At 39.0% G+C, this 15,695-nt stretch carries 14 protein-coding genes; 4 read left to right on the top strand and 10 right to left on the bottom strand.

Annotation, left to right across the window (positions count from 1 at the left end; translation table 11 throughout):
- Positions 1-40: 40 nt before the first annotated feature.
- Complete coding sequence (locus B2906_RS17625; protein WP_219957333.1) at positions 41-1,474, top strand: DASH family cryptochrome; 1,434 nt, start codon at positions 41-43, stop codon at positions 1,472-1,474.
- Between the two features lie 287 nt (positions 1,475-1,761).
- Here the strand turns inward: B2906_RS17625 and B2906_RS17620 are convergent, their stop codons facing one another.
- From B2906_RS17620 to B2906_RS17610, 3 genes are read right to left on the bottom strand one after another with little or no spacing between them, the layout of a single operon-like run.
- Positions 1,762-3,003, bottom strand: coding sequence for a serine hydrolase (locus B2906_RS17620; RefSeq protein WP_219957332.1), 1,242 nt, complete (start codon positions 3,001-3,003; stop codon positions 1,762-1,764).
- The gene (locus tag B2906_RS17615) at positions 3,000-4,061 is read right to left on the bottom strand and encodes an aminotransferase class I/II-fold pyridoxal phosphate-dependent enzyme (protein ID WP_219957331.1); all 1,062 of its coding nucleotides are present in this window, start codon (positions 4,059-4,061) and stop codon (positions 3,000-3,002) included. Before B2906_RS17615 ends, B2906_RS17620 begins: the two co-directional genes overlap by 4 nt.
- A 5-nt stretch (positions 4,062-4,066) precedes the next feature.
- A complete protein-coding gene (locus B2906_RS17610) occupies positions 4,067-4,489 on the bottom strand; it encodes a VOC family protein (RefSeq protein ID WP_091653438.1) in 423 nt (140 codons plus the stop codon).
- Between the two features lie 40 nt (positions 4,490-4,529).
- On the opposite strand from B2906_RS17610, the gene B2906_RS17605 reads away from it, so the two are divergent.
- The 3 genes from B2906_RS17605 to B2906_RS17595 are packed head-to-tail and all read left to right on the top strand — an operon-like array spanning position 4,530 to position 6,651.
- Positions 4,530-5,432, top strand: coding sequence for a patatin-like phospholipase family protein (locus tag B2906_RS17605; RefSeq protein ID WP_219957330.1), 903 nt, complete (start codon positions 4,530-4,532; stop codon positions 5,430-5,432).
- Positions 5,407-6,033, top strand: coding sequence for a class I SAM-dependent methyltransferase (locus B2906_RS17600; protein WP_339816325.1), 627 nt, complete (start codon positions 5,407-5,409; stop codon positions 6,031-6,033). The genes B2906_RS17605 and B2906_RS17600 overlap by 26 nt, the downstream gene beginning before the upstream one ends.
- Before the next feature lie 15 nt (positions 6,034-6,048).
- On the top strand, positions 6,049-6,651 hold the full coding sequence (locus tag B2906_RS17595; protein ID WP_091653443.1) for a trimeric intracellular cation channel family protein: 603 nt from the start codon (positions 6,049-6,051) through the stop codon (positions 6,649-6,651).
- Between the two features lie 922 nt (positions 6,652-7,573).
- Here B2906_RS17595 and B2906_RS17590 read toward each other — a convergent pair.
- The 7 genes from B2906_RS17590 to B2906_RS17560 are packed head-to-tail and all read right to left on the bottom strand — an operon-like array spanning position 7,574 to position 15,695.
- On the bottom strand, positions 7,574-8,734 hold the full coding sequence (locus B2906_RS17590; RefSeq protein WP_219957329.1) for a DUF4221 family protein: 1,161 nt from the start codon (positions 8,732-8,734) through the stop codon (positions 7,574-7,576).
- Positions 8,731-9,861, bottom strand: a complete 1,131-nt coding sequence (locus B2906_RS17585) for a DUF4221 family protein (protein ID WP_286942054.1) — start codon at positions 9,859-9,861, stop codon at positions 8,731-8,733. The genes B2906_RS17590 and B2906_RS17585 overlap by 4 nt, the downstream gene beginning before the upstream one ends.
- 10 nt (positions 9,862-9,871) lie before the next feature.
- Positions 9,872-11,017, bottom strand: coding sequence for a DUF4221 family protein (locus B2906_RS17580; protein ID WP_219957326.1), 1,146 nt, complete (start codon positions 11,015-11,017; stop codon positions 9,872-9,874).
- 11 nt (positions 11,018-11,028) lie between these two features.
- Positions 11,029-12,204 (bottom strand): DUF4221 family protein, encoded by a 1,176-nt coding sequence (locus B2906_RS17575; RefSeq protein ID WP_219957325.1) that lies wholly within the window; start codon positions 12,202-12,204, stop codon positions 11,029-11,031.
- Positions 12,205-12,208: 4 nt separating this feature from the next.
- Entirely contained in the window at positions 12,209-13,327 is a 1,119-nt protein-coding gene (locus B2906_RS17570) for a DUF4221 family protein (RefSeq protein WP_219957324.1), read from the bottom strand.
- Positions 13,328-13,330: 3 nt separating this feature from the next.
- Positions 13,331-14,467: a DUF4221 family protein gene (locus B2906_RS17565; RefSeq protein ID WP_219957323.1), complete on the bottom strand. Its 1,137-nt coding sequence runs from the start codon at positions 14,465-14,467 to the stop codon at positions 13,331-13,333.
- A gap of 7 nt (positions 14,468-14,474) precedes the next feature.
- Entirely contained in the window at positions 14,475-15,695 is a 1,221-nt protein-coding gene (locus tag B2906_RS17560; protein ID WP_219957322.1) for a DUF4221 family protein, read from the bottom strand.

Below are 15,695 nucleotides of genomic sequence, written 5' to 3'. Positions count from 1 at the left end.
ATATCTCAAACACTTGCCTTAAAAAGCCTGTTCAACAATCATGAAGTATCAAAGAGCGATAGTTTGGTTTAGAAATGATCTGCGTCTGACAGACAATGAGACCTTGCATCAAGCTTTGGCTATGGCCAAAGAGGTGATCCCGGTGTATTGTTTTGACCCCAGACATTTCGAAGCTACTGAACTCGGTTTTTCAAAAACAGGTCCCTTCAGAGCCAAGTTTTTATTTGAATCTGTATTGGATTTGAGGAAAAATTTAAGAGAAACTGGGGCCGATTTGATTCTTCTAAGAGGGAAACCAGAAGTAGAGTTGATCACCCTAGCCAGTCGCGTTAAAGCGGACGCTATTTTTTATTCAGAGGAAGTAACTGATGAAGAAAAAAAGGTAGATGAAGCTTTGGATCAGGCTGCTTGGGGAAAAGGAATTGCTACAGAGTCCTATTGGATCAGCACCCTGTATCATATAGAGGATTTGCCCTTCCCTGTTTCCCAAGTGCCAGAAGTATTTACAGCATTTAGAAAAGCTGTGGAAAAGATGGCTTCAATCAGGCCTACTTTTCCCAAACCCGATAAAATTAATTTTCCAGCAGAAGATTTGTTGCCCATGTCTGGAGTATTGCCAGACCTGAAAACATATGGACTGGAGGAACCTGAGACCGAGCCCAGAGCGGTGATGGAGTTAAATGGTGGAGAGAGTGCCGGTTTAGGGCGAATCCAGTCCTATATATGGGAAAAAGATCTTCTGAAAACGTATAAAGAAACCAGAAATGGATTGATTGGAGGAGATTACAGTTCTAAGCTTTCGCCTTGGTTAGCTTTAGGTTGTATTTCTCCAAGAACCATTTTTGAAGAGGTAAAACGCTACGAAAAGGAGCGCAAAAAGAATCAAAGTACTTATTGGCTCATTTTTGAATTGATCTGGAGAGATTATTTCAGGTTCATCAGCAAAAAACATGGCAATCAAATATTTCAAATTGGAGGTATAAAAAAACAAGAGGACTCCTGGAGAAGAGATAGTGCTCTATTCGAGCGCTGGTGTGAGGGGTTGACAGGAGTCCCTTTTGTAGACGCCAATATGCGTGAGTTGAAATATTCGGGATTCATGTCCAATCGTGGGAGACAGAATGTCGCCAGTTTTTTGGTCAATGATTTTGGGATAGACTGGACTTGGGGAGCCAGTTATTTTGAAAGTATGTTGATAGATTATGACGTTTGCTCCAATTGGGGAAACTGGATGTATGTGGGTGGTGTAGGAAATGATCCCAGAGAAAACCGCTATTTCAATATCCTTCGACAAGGAAAAAATTATGATCGAAACGGGGATTATGTTCGGCTATGGATTCCAGAGCTAAAATCCATTAAAGGCTTTGACATTCACCACCCTTGGGAATTGACAACCAAGGAATTGAGAGACTTAGGAATTTCATTGGGAGGGAGTTATCCACACCCTTTAGTCAAAATGCAGAGTTACTCCTAGCTGAAAAATTGTGGATAAGTCAATCTTTTTTTTGATGCTTACTCTTAATTTTTTCTCGATAAGCAGGGTTAAGTCTCCAAAAAACCAAATAACAAAAGGCCATCCACCCAACCCAATAAAAACAAACTATTGGAATTGTCATGGGATCATTAACAAACCCCCAATCAATTCCAAATTTCAGCCTGTAATTTCCTAAGCTCACTATAGTTTGAACGACTGCTACTATTAGGGCATAAATTGCGTAATGCCTGAAAAATAACTTTCCTTCTATCAGTTTAAATTTCATCTTAATTATTGAGATAATTCAATTTCAACTCAGACCAATCTGGTTTGATTCCTTTTTTTCTTTTCAACTCCTTCTGATAAAGGTATTCCCCCAGTTCTGTAAAAAATGGAAGCCCAATCTCCTCATACTCGTATTGATCATCATTCAGCGTTTCATCTTTATTGACATAAATAATGGCTGAGACGATGAATTCTACATTGTTTTCAAAATCTGCGAAATAACTTCCATCAATCAGATGTCCATAAGCCCATCCAGTTTTATTGAAAATCCTGAATTGTTCGGGAATGGGTTTTTTGTCTGTTCCAAACTTGAAAAACTTGGAATAGCTATCATAATATTCCTCCCCTTGATAGCTGGGGAAGTCCGACTCTCTGGGAAGCATACTCATGTATTTCAGAATGAATTTTCTATGCTCCTCATTGAGTTGAAATCGCTCCTGTTCCAAAAAGGCCTGTGGAAAAACTATCCGCTGAATGACTCCATGTAGATCGCTGAGCGCAAATTTATTTTTGAACGTAAATTCCATTCCAGTATTGATCAGAGAATCTCCGGAGTAATAAGCTCTTCCGATTACTGGTTTTTCAGGATTTGAATAGATAGCCTTGCTTTCCCTTTCCGGTAACTCGAGAATGATATTTCCGCTTTTATCCACAAATTTGATTGGGTTGAAATAACGATTTTCAATTTCATTCGCCGGGAAGCTCAATCGATGGTTGATGATTGTATGATTGAGTCCCTTTTCCGCTAATTTTTGATTGATGTAATCTTGGCCTAATAGCTCATAAAGTCTATTGTAGGCATCATTGTCGGAAACCAATAAGATCTTTTTTATGTAATGAGCTATGCTTGGAAGAGAGTCCTTGGAAGACTTATCCACATAAGCAGGCACTTGAGAAGGTCGCACTGAATCGACAAGCATGATGCTGTTCATATCCAAGTTATCCACATTCTGCTCTTCTAGCCACTCCAAAGCCAATATGGCTACCGGCAATTTTACGGTGGAGGCAGGATAGAAATACCGTTCATCATCCAAATTGAATTCATGCGTATCAAACATGGGAACTCCATGTTCATTTCTGTCAATTTTGGAATAAAGTATTTGAACTTGGAATTTATCGGCAGAGTCTAATACTCTTTTTAAAATTGGATAATCAGAAAGATCTCCCTGAAAAGGTTGATCGTTTTGGTTATCGCAGGAACTTAGAAAAATTGAAAGGATAATTAGATAAAATAGTTTTTTCATTCCTTTTGAAGTTGATAAAGAGTATTGACAAGATAAAAAAGATCATCGAATTCATGAAAAGCTGAAATGACGATGCGATTGATATGTGGACTGCTTTGGGTGGGATAAGGAAAGGAGGATATGATGATTCCTGCATTTTCAAGTTTGGAAACCCAATCAACTTTATCAATAATGAAAGCCGGAAAATCTCTTGAGCCTTTTATGCCTTTGAATCCTGAAATTTCCTGAGCAAAAATCCCACAGTAATCCTGCAGTTGGCTTTTGGATTTTTCATAAATGGATTGAGTTTCCATGAAGGTATGAAGGTGCGCGGGAGAACCGGGAGATGCTCCCCCATAAAGAGGTGTTGACTTGATCGCATCTATTATCTCTTCATTTCCCAAAATAATTCCAGCGGGTAAAGCTAGTGCCTTTCCTAAGGAACCAGAGACTACAAGCTTGATGGCCGGATTTTGCCATTGAGTATAAGTTCCAAAAACTCCCCTGCCCAAAACACCAAAAGCATGGCTGTCATCGATGAGTAGACTAATTGAGTTTTTTTCTGCTAAATCCTTTACCCAGGAATAATCGTGGATTTCGCCCAATAAAGGATCCACTGCATTTCCAATCAATAAAATGTTTTTACCAAATAATTGGCTGGCTTGTTCTTGACAAGCTTTTTTCCATTGATTAAAATTTAATTGGGTGCCGCTAGAATATCCATTGGGAATTACAGCTGCATGGGTATTGGGAGCAACCCAGATTTCTTCGGCCGATTCCGCCAAATATTGGGTTGCTGCAATTCCTGCCAAATAACCGGAACTGAGAACAGCTGATTTTGGGGCTTTGGCTTCTTGAGCAAAAAACTCCTCGAATTCATCAAAGATTTTAAGCCGGATATTATTTACTCTGCTTTGCCCGTGATTGGCCCCTAAGTCAAAGAGGTTTTTAGCCAAAACTTCCAGAAACTCCACATTCTGCCCAATTCCCAAATAGGAGGTTCCACTGAAATAAAGGAAGGACTTTCCTTCTATTTCAATGACTCGATCGATTCCCTTTCGGATATATTGAGGCTTCAAATCTCTTATTTGGCAAAAATTTGTGATTCGTCCTGAAAGGATTTGAATTCTAGGGCATTGCCGCAAGGATCCAGGAAAAACATGGTCGCCTGCTCTCCCACTTCACCTTTGAATCTGATATATGGCTCGATAACAAACTCAATTCCGTGATTTTTCAGTTTGTCTGCTAATGCATGCCATTCATCCCAAGGCAAAATTGCTCCAAAGTGTCTCACGGGTACATTTTTTCCGTCTACCTCATTGGTCTTTGCATTTGCCAACTCATCCGGCTTGATGTGAGCCGAAAGTTGATGACCAAAGAAGTTGAAATCAATCCATTTATCGGTACTTCTACCGATATCACATCCCAGTAAATCGCCGTAGAATTTTCTGGTTTCTTCTATATCTCGAATAGGGAAAGCCAGGTGAAAGGGTTTAAATTGGCTCATAATGTGTACTTTCGTTCATTAATTTTTATACCCTAAAGATATGGCAAAAAAGAAGAAAGTTTCACTGGTTTTGAGCAGCGGTGGAGCTAGAGGATTAGCGCATGTGGGGGTGATTGAAGAGTTGGAAAAAAGAAATTATGAAATAGCTGAAATAGCAGGCTGCTCTGCCGGCGCTTTGGTGGGGGGCATGTATGCAGCAGGCAAGATGGAGGATTTTAAAAATTGGATCTGCAATCTGGACCGGATTGATGTTTTTTCTTTGATGGATTTTACCTTTTCCAGTCGTGGATTTATCAAAGGAGAAAAAGTTTTTTCGGCTCTGAAAAATGTGGTGGAGGATTGTCAGATTGAAGATTTGAGTCTTCCCTTTTCATGCAATGCTGTCGAGGTACATTCAGGAAAGGAAATCATTTTTAATAGTGGAAGTTTGTATACAGCCATAAGAGCTTCCGGAAGTATTCCTTCAGTTTTTGTTCCTGCCGTAGTCGAAAAGCAGATTTTGATAGATGGAGGAGTTTTAAATCCTATTCCCCTTTCACTGATTAAAAAGCGGGAAGACACCATTTTGATGATTGTAGATGTGAATGGATTGGATCAGGATTATGTTGCCCCTCCTAAAAAAGATGCTGAAGGCAACCGTTTTATCACCTTGCCAGCTTGGTTGAGAGAGTATAAGGATAAGATGAGTCAGTTTTTCCCGGAGGAAAAGCCTGAAGACAAAGAAATCAGCTACTCTACGCTCAATTTGGTCAAACGTTCTTTCGACTTGCTTCAGGATAGGTTTTGTGAACTCCTTTTGGAAAAACATGATGTGGATATTCAGGTGAAAGTGGCCAGAAAGCAAGCCGGAACCCTGGAGTTTCATCGCTCCGCTGAATTGATTGAAATTGGAAGAGAAAAGGCCCAAAAGGCTTTAGATGATTGGGAGCATGGAAATCAATGAGCTAAATCGTTTATTGGGGAATGTGGATATCTACCTACTGGATCAGATATTGAAAGGTAGATTTACCAAGGAAATGAAAATTTTGGATGCCGGTTGTGGAGAGGGCAGAAATACAGCCTACTTCGTCAATCAGGGATATCAGATTTTCGGAATTGACCCTGATGAGTTTGCGATTCAGTATTGTCGCTTTCAGTCAAAAAGTTTAAAGAATGAGTATGATGCCCATCGATTTCAAATTGGGAGACTGGAAGAAATTCCTTTTCACGGTGAGGCGTTTGATGTAGTGATTTGTTCAGCTGTTTTACATTTTGCCAAAAATGTGGATAACTTCAGGCAAATGATTTCCGAAATTTATCGGGTTCTAAAGCCCGGTGGGATTTTCTGGTTTAGAATGTGTACTGGCTTTGGTGGAATTCTAGATTCCGCCAAGGAAATAGGAAATGGGGTTTACGAATTGCCAGACGGATCAGTGCGATTTGTTTTGCAGGCTAAGGACCTGGAACAAGTACTTAACTTAGGCTTTGAATATATGGAGGCCCCCAAAACAGTTTTGGTCTTAAATCAGCGGGAAATGGGGGTTTTTACCATGAGAAAAATATAATTGTAAACAATTAAAATGACGCTTCAATACGTTCTTGAACTTGTAGGAACTTTTGTTTTTGCCATTTCCGGTGCTTTGGCAATTAGGGAGAGAGAGCATGATCTTTTTGGAGCGGGGTTTACAGGTTTCATCACTGCTATCGGTGGAGGAACATTGAGAGATATTTTATTGGATTCCTATCCTCTAGTCTGGATTGGGGATATTCATTTTTTATATGCGATTATGCTGGGAGTATTGGCAGCATTTATTTTTCCTGATTTCCTGAGTAGACTCCGAAAAACCTTTTTTCTTTTTGATACCTTGGGGATTGGCTTTTTTACTGTTTTGGGAGTTGAAAAAGCCTTGAGTTTGGGAGTCCGACCTGAAATCGCAGCCATCATGGGGATGTTTACTGCGGTGATGGGTGGAGTGATCCGAGATACTTTAACCAATGAAACTCCGGTTCTTTTTAGGAAAGAAATTTACGCTTCAGCTTGTCTAGCAGGTGCCGTTTTATATGTTGGCTTGAATTATTGGGGATTAGAGAGAGATTACAATTTGCTGATTTCCATGTCCTTGGTGATCAGTATTCGCTTGATAGCGATGAAGTATAAATTGAGCTTGCCTAGGCTGGATTGAGCGTTGATGTGTAAGTGTGTAATTGATTAATCGAGTAATTGAAGAAAATCGCTGGTTGAGGTTGGCGACACTTCATTATTCATCATTGGGTGTTCGATATTTTTTGATCTCATCCATCCAAGTATTGGTCGTCACTGCGAGTGGAGCTTGCGGAGCGAAGCAGTCTCATCATCTCTCCCGAAGGCACAGCAGTTTTTTATTCTCCCGCAAAGTAGCAGAGAGGCAAAGAGTTTTAAGGCTATGTTTTCTATGATTCCTCTGTGGTTTAAAATTTTCTCGCAGCGACTCAGATACGCAGCGGTTTGGGTCTCCCGCAAAGTAGCAGAGAGGCAAAGAGTTTTTAAGGCTATGTTTTCTATCATTTCTATGCGGTAAAAAAATTAGCTCGCAGCGGCACAGCGGTTTAGATCTCCCGCAAAGGAGCAGAGAAGCAAAGAGCTTTTAAAGCTATGTTTTCTATCATTCCTATGCGGTTTAAGAATTAGCTCGCAGCGGCACAGCGACGCAGCGGTTTAGATCTCCCGCAAAGGAGCAGAGAAGCAAAGAGTTTTTAAAGCTATGTTTTCTATCATTTCTATGTGGTTTAAAAAGTGCTCGCAGCGGCGCAGTTACGCAGTGAAATATTCCTCCCGCAAAGCTTTAAAGAGGCAAAGTTTTGACCGTCACTGCGAACGGAGTTTGAAGAGCGTGACACTCTTAATCTATTTTTGGAAACAGCTTTTTACTTCACTCTAAAGAAAGTCTTTCCTATGTGCCTATGTGGTTAACTTCTATTATTAAACCACATAGAAACATAGCCCACATAGCTTATATCGGACATAGTTTTCCCGCAGATTTTCAAAGATTCTAGTCAAAGGCTTGAACCGATCTCAGTATCTCCGCAGATAAACTCTTTTGCAACTTGGCTACTAAGCGGGAGGTTTTATTCTGAAATACTTGGCTTAATTCTCACAAAAGCCACTTCATCATCTACATTTAAGAAACTATAGAGCATGCCATCTCTGACAAAAGTTTTATAAGCAATCTGATAATCCTGCGGCAGCAGAACTTCTGATACTTGATCAAATTCCTTATTGAAAGCTGTCAACACAGTTTTATAAACAATGGAATCTCCAACCATTTTATCCATTTCCGAAGATAATCTCCAATAGAGGCTATTCTTTTTGTCAAACATCAGAGGGCCGTATTTCACATACTTTTTAGTTTCCTTGGCAAGTCGCTCATACTCCTCTTGACTTTCCACTCGCTTTGGGAAATTAATTTTTGCCTCTTGACTTGTGAATTGACTTTCGTAGGTTTTGGATGTCAAAGAGTCGGTTTTCCAGTTGTAAAACTTCAATTCATTTTTGGATCTGGTAGAGAGAATCAACGTGTCATTTTTTACCTGAAGAAGATAAGAATCTAAAATAGCCCCCATGGGATAGTCTGGATATTCCGGCAAATAAAGGCTGGTTCTAAATTTTTCCATCTTTGGAATAAATTCCAGAGGCCGATATTGAAATGTTTTATTTTCCAAGTCAAAAATCACCATGCCAAGAGGAGCGCTTTCCAGTTTCTTGTCTGCATAAAGGGCAATGAGTGTTTTACCATCCTCTGATAGTGACTCATTGAGATCAACTCTCAATTCTTCTGGAAGCTTTTCCCCTGAAAAATCATGGTTATCATAATTCAAATTCCCAAGTTTAGTGCCCTCCAAGTCAAAATGATACAGGTCGTAATTATCTGAAAGAAATATGCTTCCATCTTCCATGGCATATACCTTGCTGATGAAGGGATGACGGATAGAATTGGGGCCATCCAAAGAGAATGGAATAATCCTTTCTAGCTGAAGCTTTTCCAGATTGATGATTTCCAAACCGGGCTCTTTGGCCCCGGTTTGGAAGTTGTACAAGTATTTTTCATCCTTTGATAGGTCCGAACTGGTCAGACTCCAGTTTACATGGATAAACTGATCACCAGCATCGACAAAAACAGTATCGAGGCTGTAGCTAACTTCTAGCTTTCTAGCTTTTTCATTTTCAGAACTTTTCTGACTACATGAAAAAGTCACAAAAAGGATCCCTGCAAAAAGTAATCTTCTCATTTTATTTCTGGTTTAAATCTTACAAAAGCCAGTTCATCTTCAATGTTGATAAAGCGATGATAAACACCATCTTTAATAAAGCTAAAGCCTTGAAAATCAAATTCTCCGATGGATGCTTCTCTGACTTGTTTAAAATCCTCACTAAATATTGTCAAGACTTTATTTTTTCCTATTTGATCAGGATCTGAGCTGAATCTCCAAAAAAGATTTCTAGACTCATCAAACAAGATTTTACCAAATGAAACCTGATTCATTTTTTGTTTGGAGAGCTCATAAAACTGCTTTTCGGAAATAGCAGTTGTCTCAAAGTTTAGCGATTTAGCATCACTTGTGATATTTGAATGAAACTCGAGTTTTTTCGCGTTTCCGGAAGGAATATCAATTTGGTAGACAAAATTATAGGTTGCTGAGCTAAAATAAAGATTAGCTCCTCGTTGCACCAAATATAGATTTTCTTGTGTAGCCATTGTTCCTGCTCCCCTTTCCATTTCGTGAGATATAGAAAATTTGGCAATATCCTTTAGTTCCGGTATCTCAACCATTTTTAGGGACATATCCTCAAGCTTAACGATTGAGATGCCCTCACGTGCCTTCACAAAATCTTGAGGACCATAAAAGGAAAAATAATAAACACCATCTGCTGATAACAGTCCGTTTTGATTGATAGTATAGTCAATATTTAGTTTTTCACCCGAGAGCACATCGGGTTCAAATCTGAAAAAATCAACTTTTTTCAAATCCTGACTAATTTTTACAATCTCATCAAAATGGTAGATGTAGGTATTCAATTGATAATCAACCTGGAGATTAGGAATGTAGGTATCATTTCCTATACCAGTAGGACCTTCCTTTTCCAGAGGGATTAAATCTACTAACTTCATTTCGATAAGATCAAAAACTTCAATCTCAAAACTATTTGTGTTGAAATTGTAAAGTTGCCCTTTGGAAGGCGTCAGGTCCGCCGCTCTTAAGCCCTGCTGGAGATAAACGAGCTGGTCACCTGAATCCACCATGACCGTGTCGATTTCATAGGAGATTTCTAGATTTTGATTGGAGCTTGAGTCTTCAGGATCTCCTCCGCAGGAAATCAGGAAAAGGATCAAAAAGTAGATAGGTAGGTTTTTCATAATAGTTAGGTTAAAATTTAAAATCCATCACTACAAAGCCCAACTCATCCTCCACATTGACATAGGACCAGAGCTTGCCGTCTTTGAAGAAAGGGCTTTTAATCTTCAAGTCTTTTACTTTTAGCTTTGCCTCTCCCAAAACATTGAAGTTTTGATCATATGCGAAAAGGTAGTATTCGAATCGCATAGGGTCTTGATAGGTCTCTCCTCGAAAGGTTCGTTCTCCTAGACGGAAATAAATTTGACGACTTTCATCCCAAAGTATTTCCTGAAAATTAACGTTTGAGAAAATTTCATTTTGAATATTACGCACCTCCTCTGGGCTAGACACGTTTTGAGGAATCTCTATTTTTATCTCATTGGGGACAGTCTGATGCTGTATATCCACAAACTCCAATTTCTCTGTTTCTATATTCAATCGATAAAAACCGCTCATAGCAGCAGAAGAAATTATGATGGCTTTGGGTAATCTGCTGAGAAAACTTCTAACAGAATAATAAGCGATTATACTACCCTTGTCTTCCTCAAAAGTAAAGGTGCCCGTATATTTTTCCACAATTTTCATTTTTGGAAGCGGTAGGCTTTTTGCGGATTTTGAATCTGGATTTATGATCAAAAGCAAATGGTCTCCAGCGTCGGGAAACCCAGGGTGAGAGTATATTTTTCTCTTCTCGAAATTGAAGCTGCTTCTAAAAAATAAGGATTGAAAGCTCTGGGAAAGAGCGGAATCTATTCCACTGGGGGAAAAACGTAAGTTTTCCTGTTTTATACCACTCTGATCAAAAATTCCTACGGTGGAATTACTTGTCAAATAAACCTTACCTCGAGGACCTACCTCCAAGCCTGATAGGTAATCCCCTACACCATTGGGACCTTCAGCCTCAAAATCAGTCTTTTTTATAAGCTGTAACTGATTGAGGTTTACTTCCACGAGTTTAAACGGTTTGTATTCAAAAAAATAAATCCTAGATAAATCCTGAGATAATCCATATGGAAAAACCCCACTGCCAAGGTTAAGAAAATCCTCTCCTGAATCTACAATGACCGTGTCTATGGAAAAACTTAAGTTTTCGAAAATATTGTCAGGTAGGGTTTCCAGCTTTTGATTACAGGAGAAAAACCATGCAAAGCCAACAATCAGAAAAATATTTTTCATCTTCCTTATAGTTAAAAATCAAAAGTGAACACCGCAAACCCCAACTCATCATCCACATTGACATAGGACCAGAGCTTGCCGTCTTTGAAGAATCCGGAAAGCGGCAATTCAGAAAACCCTTCAAGCTTCTTTTCCCCTTTGAGGGTAAGATTTCGATCATAGGCAAATAGGAAGTATTCGAAATTCTTGGGTGAGTCGATATTGGCTAGTGGAAGACCTTTACTAGCAAAGCGATAGTAGCGCTGTGTCTGCTCATCCCAGTAAAAGTCCCAATAGTCAATCTGTGTATGAAGCTTATTTAATTCAGCTTGGAATTCTTTATCACTAAATACCTCTTTTTTTATTTCAACATTTTTTCCCAAAGGAGCTAATTCATGCGGAAACGCTTTAAAAAACAGGCTGTCAAGATTTGGGTCATATACATATATGGAATTGCCAACCGTTGATGAAATGAGCACTAGATCATTTAGCTGCTGGAGAAATACCATTTCTCCTTTTCCTCCTCCTCCGTCTGCACTACCTTTCAGTTCTACAAAAAAATTAAAGGTCTTTTCTAGCTCAGGAATTTTTAAAATTCTACCTGTCTCACCCATAGATTCCAGCACTGCAAAATATAATTCCCTGCTCTTGAAACTGCGCGGTAAGGAGTAGAGCTTTTTCCTTTTGAAATCAATGATTTGTTGATTGGAAATACTAAACGATTCAAGGCGGGTTCCTTCAACCATTTCCTCAGAATTAATTTCAATTTGGGCAAGTTTCCTTCCTTCTTTAGAAAAAAACCAACTGTTTCCGAATAAATCCTTTACATAAAACTGCTTATTTGGAAGCCATTTGAACGTGTAAACAAATCGTCCTATTCCATCTGGACCTTCCTGCTCAAAAGGAAAATTGTTGACTAATTTTAAAGATTTCAGATCGATTTCATGAAGTATGAGCCTATGCCGATCAAAGAAATACAGAGAATCATTATTTTGAGATAGGGAGAAATAGTTCTGCTTTCCAAAAATTGATAAGTCTTTCAAATTAAAAAGCTCCTTACCAGAATCTACAATGATGGTATCTACCTGAAAAGTTAAATTTTCCAATACATTAGAAGGTTGGTTTGATTGCGTCTCATTCTCAGAGGTAAGTTTTTTTCCGCAGGCTGCAAAAATTGAAATTGTGAGAAATAAGAACAGCTTTTTCATCCTTTTAAAAATCAAAATCCATCACCGCAAAGCCCAGTTCATCATTTACATTGACATAGGACCAGAGCTTGCCGTCTTTGAAGAATTTGAATCCAAAAATATTATCCGGAAAAATTGCCTCGTGCTGTTGATTGAGGTCCTTATCGTATATTGTTACTACCGCTTTAAATACTGAAGAATCACCAATTTTCCGGTCTAACTCCCTTGAAAATCTCCAAAATTTTTCATTAAAGTCATCGTAGTAAAACCTGCTAAAAGTAACCTTCTCGTTTTCCTTTTGAAATGCAGCTCTCATTTCTTCCACACTTTCAAATGATGTAATTTCTGGGACTTTTTTAAAGTCTGAAGTCAGGCTAGAATGAAAAATTTTACGGGAAACGGAATCTGTTATTTGATCTAAAATATACACTTCATTAAAGTTGGGAGAGGAAATCAAAACTCTATCACCCGCCTGGTCTATATAAGTAGATTCGATTGTTCGAGTTTGTAATTGTCCATCTTGGTAGAAGCTTCTCACATAGGGTTGAATTCGGCTATATATTTCTAAGGGGATGGTCTTGAGTTGCAGATTTTGCAAGTTCAAAACAGCTAATCCTTTTTTTGCCAATTCTTCGTCATCTGGCCCGTATTCGACGTAGCCCTTTTTGCCATCGTCAGAAAGAGTCAAGTTGAAGCCTAGAGACTCATCCACAGCCAAGTTTTCAAAATTCTCCTTTCGAAACTTAATGGCCTTCATTGTTTCTAGTGAAGAATCGAATACCCGAACATCTGAGAAGGTCAGAAAGTGAAATTTCCCATCCTGCGAGATATGCAGAGACCTTGGATTACCAATTCCCGTTGGCCCTTCTTTTTCTAACTGGATTCGATTGGAAAGTTTGAGGGATTCTAAGTCAATCACTTCCAGTTGGAAATTGGTAGGATTTAAATTGTAGAGCAGTTTTTTATCCGAAGAAATAGCCGCGACATTTAGACCATACTTGAGAAAAATAAAATCCTCGCCGGAATCAACCATTACCGTATCCACAGTGTAGGCAAATTGGAATTCTTTTTCTTCGGTGTTATTTCCCTTTTGACTACAGGAAAAGGAAAAAATAGCGATCACTAGTAAACTTAAATATCTCATTTGTTAAAACTTAAAATCCATCACCGCAAAGCCCAATTCATCCTCTACATTGACAAAAGACCAGAGCTTGCCGTCTTTGAAAAAATACCCTCTTATGAAATCTGTAAGCCCATTGAGTTTGCTTTCACCAACCAACTCGTAGTCTTTATTATAGGCTAATAAATAATAGGTGTATTCATTAGGATCATTTCGAGTCTCACCCATTTTGACCTGCGAGGCTAGTCTGAAAAAAAGATTCTTTTTAGAGTCCCACATCAATTTTTGATAAATGATCTGTGAATTGATTTTTGCCATTTCCTGCCTAAATGCTTTTTCTGTTGTCAGGTTTTGCGTGACTTCTCCACTAAGTCGATTGGGAATCATTTGATGTGTGACTTTTATCAAGCGCAGACTGTCTGCGTCCGGGTCATATTCATAAAAATCTCCCATGGCTGAAGTGGATATCAAGAGTTTGTTTTGATGATTGAAGAGATAAACGGGTTGACCTGAAGACATATAGTTTCCGTTTTCATTTGCCAAAAGAGTGTATTTCCGAACTATTTCCATTTCTGGAAGAGCTACTGTTCTGGCAGTTTGATTTTTTACATCAATGATTACCAATTCAGGATTATTAATTTCTTCACCTGTTGGCCAAGAGTAAAAAAGGTTTCTTTTAAAATCGTAAATGGAATTTCCATATAAGGCAAAAAAGTTTTCGGCAAGCTGGGAGTCTATTCCCTTTGGAGTCACTTTGAGATTTTTTTGCTTCTTTCCCGATTTGTCATAAATGCCGATTTGAGGAACACCCAAAACATAAACTTCCTCATTGGGACCTATTGACACTTGGGCCACAAAGTTGCCGACTCCATCAGGTCCTTCGGTTTCGAATTCAGTTTTTTGGGTTAATGTCATCGCTTCCAAATCCACCTCGACCAAAGCAGGTGGACTGTTTTCAAAAAAGAAAAAACCATTGTCGGTCAAGTCGAAGGTTCGGATTCCAAAGCCAAGGTTTAAAAGTTCATCTCCCGAGTCCACCAATATTGTATCAACTGTGAAGGTGAGATTTTCAAGGATATTGCTTTGCTCAATTTTTTCGCTGGATTTCTCCTGACAAGAAAAAATAATGGAGGCAAAAAGAAGGAATAAAAGCTGTTTTTTCATGAGTAGATCACAGATTGTTAATTTTTATATCCCTTTCGGATGGATTTCGTCGCCCATTATTTTTGGGAACAGAAACAAAATCAAACACCGCAAAACCCAACTCATCATTCATATTGACATAGGACCAGAGCTTGCCGTCTTTGAAGAAGGCACTTAAAGGAACTCGATCTAATTCCGGGATTTCAGTTTCTCCGATCAGTTTAAGATTTTTATCAAAGGCGAATAAAAATACCTGAGCCTTGAGGGGAGCCTCTTTATCTTCCCGGGCTTGATAGATTCTTCCAAAACGATAGTATCTCTCAGATTTGTCATCATAAATCAGCTTTTCAAATCCAATCTGAGTTCTGGCTTTTTCCATCTCTGACTGGAATTCTTCTTGTGAAGACACCGTATTACTGATTGGCCTTTCTTTTTGATTGGGCACGATGGAAAAGCTATATTCCAAAAGTTGAAGGGAATCTAATTCTGGATAGAAGCGATAGATTTTGTTGGTAGGTCCGGCTGTTAAAAAATAGTGATTGTCAATTTTTTGGAGGTCAATATCTTCCATATAAATCGACATGGCATCGTTGGATTGGAGCACGATCCGATATTGCCCAGCAATCTCCAAGGCCGGTAAATCAAATAATTTTCCCGTTTTAAAATCCCTGTCTATTTTTATCAGCTTTCTAGTTCCTTCCAAAAAATCCCCCGGCAACGCATACATTTCACTCTTATCGCTTGAGAGCGTAAGGTGGTTGGTTAGGGAATATTTAAATTCTTCTTTGATCCCCTCAATCTCCAATTCCTCCGCCTTGGGAGTCAAATCCATAATTTTTTCTCCCTGGGCATTAAATAGGCCGGAGGTCCGGAAGCTTCCAAAGAAAAACTCCTCGCCCGGATACACATCAAATGACGAAAGATATTCTCCGATCCCATTTGGACCCTCCTTTTCAAACTGGAGAATGGACTCCAATTTCAATTCGTCCAGATTGACTTTGTTGACCAAAGTGCTGGTATTGTCAGAGACGTAGAGGTACTTTTTATTCTCTGAAAGAGCAGACCTTCTGATTCCCTGAGACAGATTGATGATCTCCTCTCCCGGATCGATGATCACAGTATCCACAGAAAAGGAAAAGTCAGCTAGAATATTGGTTGAGTCGTTATCGGCAGATTCTTTCTCACCACTACAGGAAAAAGCGAAAACGGCAAAAAGTGCGAGGACAAAAGTCTTTCCTAATTTGTACAT

The sequence above is a fragment of the Algoriphagus sp. UBA3586 genome (genome assembly GCF_002376385.1).
Lineage (GTDB): Bacteria > Bacteroidota > Bacteroidia > Cytophagales > Cyclobacteriaceae > Algoriphagus > Algoriphagus ornithinivorans.
Note: the sequence above shows the minus strand (reverse complement) of the source record. Positions and strands in the feature narration are given on the sequence as shown.